Source organism: Novosphingobium sp. GW835-FHT14H07 (assembly GCF_058793515.1).
This window is the reverse complement of record NZ_JBXAFX010000064.1, coordinates 1-1,518: the sequence shown is the minus strand read 5'-3', so window position 1 is coordinate 1,518 and position 1,518 is coordinate 1. Positions and strand designations below refer to the sequence as shown.

The following is a 1,518-nucleotide window of genomic DNA, read 5'->3' as shown; positions in this document are numbered from 1 at the left end:
GCGATCAGGGCAAGGTTGATGCCCAGGTTCCAGACATAGTTACCGGGAAAGGGTTCGAACATCGTGCAATCCTATTCTGCGGTCCAGCCGCCATCGACGACGAGGCTGGTTCCGGTCATCAGCGCGGAGGCGTCGGTTGCAAGGAACAGCACGGCGCCCATCAGGTCCTCGACCTTGCCGATCCGTCCCAGCTTGATCCTGGCCAGCACGCTGGCCCGGAAGGCCGGGTCGGCGAACATCGGCTCGGTCAGCGGGGTTTCGATGAAGGTCGGCGCGATCGTGTTCGATCGGATGCCATGCTGCGCCAGGTCGAGCGCAAAGGACTTGTTCATGCCTTCGATCGCCCATTTGCTGGCGCAATAGAGCGAGCGGTTGGGCCCGCCGACATGGCCCATCTGCGAGCCCATGTGGATGAGGGAGCCTGGCGTGCCGGTCTCGATCATCCGGCGGGCGCAGGCCTGCGCGACAAAGAAGGCCGCGCGCAGGTTGAGGCCCAGGACGGCATCGTAGTCCGCCGGGCCGACGTCCCACATCGGCATGGGCCGGTTGGTGCCGGCGTTGTTGACCAGCACGTGAAACGGCTCGCGCTCGGCAAAGAACGCAGCCACGGCGTCGAGGTCGGCGACGTCGAGCGTGGCGCCTTGCGCGCCGTTGCCGATCGCGGCTGCCGCTTGCGCGATCTCGCCGGACGAGCGGGCGACGAGAGTGACCGCCGCGCCCGCCTGGGCAAGGGCAGCGGCGGCGGCCAGACCGATGCCTCGCCCTGCGCCTGTCACGACCGCCCGCTTGCCATCAAGACGCAGCGAGGGGGTGCGGGGCAGGGGAGTCATGCCACGCCCCTCATGCTTTGGTCAGTTCACTCGGCGCGGCCTGCCCGGCGTAAGGCACATCGCGCCCGCCGAAGCGGCGCACGCGGATGTTGGCCTGCTCGCCGTGGCCGGCAAAGCCTTCCAGCGCGCAGAGGCGGCTGCAGTATTCGCCCACCAGCGCCGAAGCCTCGTCGGTCAGGACCTTCTGGTAGGTGCAGGTCTTGAGGAACTTGCCCACCCACAGGCCACCGGTATAGCGCGCGGCCTTCTTCGTGGGCAGGGTGTGGTTGGTGCCGATGACCTTGTCGCCGAACGAGACGTTGGTGCGATTGCCGAGGAACAGGGCGCCGTAGTTGGTCATGTTCTGCAGGAAGTAGTCAGGGTCGGCGGTCATCACCTGGACGTGCTCGCTGGCGATGTCGTCGGCAATGCGCACCATCATCTCGTAACTGTCGGCGACGATGACTTCACCGAACGCTTCCCACGCCTTGCGCGCATGGTCGGCGGTCGGCAGGATCTCGAGCAGACGGTCGATCTCGGCCATCGTCGCCCGCGCGAAGCTTTCCGAATTGGTCAGCAGCACGCCGGGGCTGTCCGGCCCGTGCTCGATCTGGCCGAGAATGTCGGTCGCGGCCATCTCCGGATCGCAGCCGATCTCGTCGGCAATGATCAGGGTCTCGGTCGGGCCGGCGAAGAGGTCGATGCCGAC

2 protein-coding genes are annotated in these 1,518 nt (G+C 66.8%); both read right to left on the bottom strand.

Going from position 1 to position 1,518, the window contains the following annotated elements; translation table 11 throughout:
* Positions 1–71 precede the first annotated feature (71 nt).
* Complete coding sequence (locus tag AC1Q5P_RS21730) at positions 72–830, bottom strand: SDR family NAD(P)-dependent oxidoreductase (protein ID WP_193828729.1); 759 nt, start codon at positions 828–830, stop codon at positions 72–74.
* Positions 831–840: 10 nt separating this feature from the next.
* Positions 841–1,518: histidinol dehydrogenase (locus AC1Q5P_RS21725; protein WP_492520007.1), on the bottom strand; the 678-nt coding region annotated here is incomplete at its 5' end.

What these genes read in the sequence shown, in the direction of transcription:
- AC1Q5P_RS21730 (WP_193828729.1), bottom strand. Translation starts at nt 830, where the DNA reads ATGACTCCCCTGCCCCGCACCCCCTCGCTGCGTCTTGATGGCAAGCGG.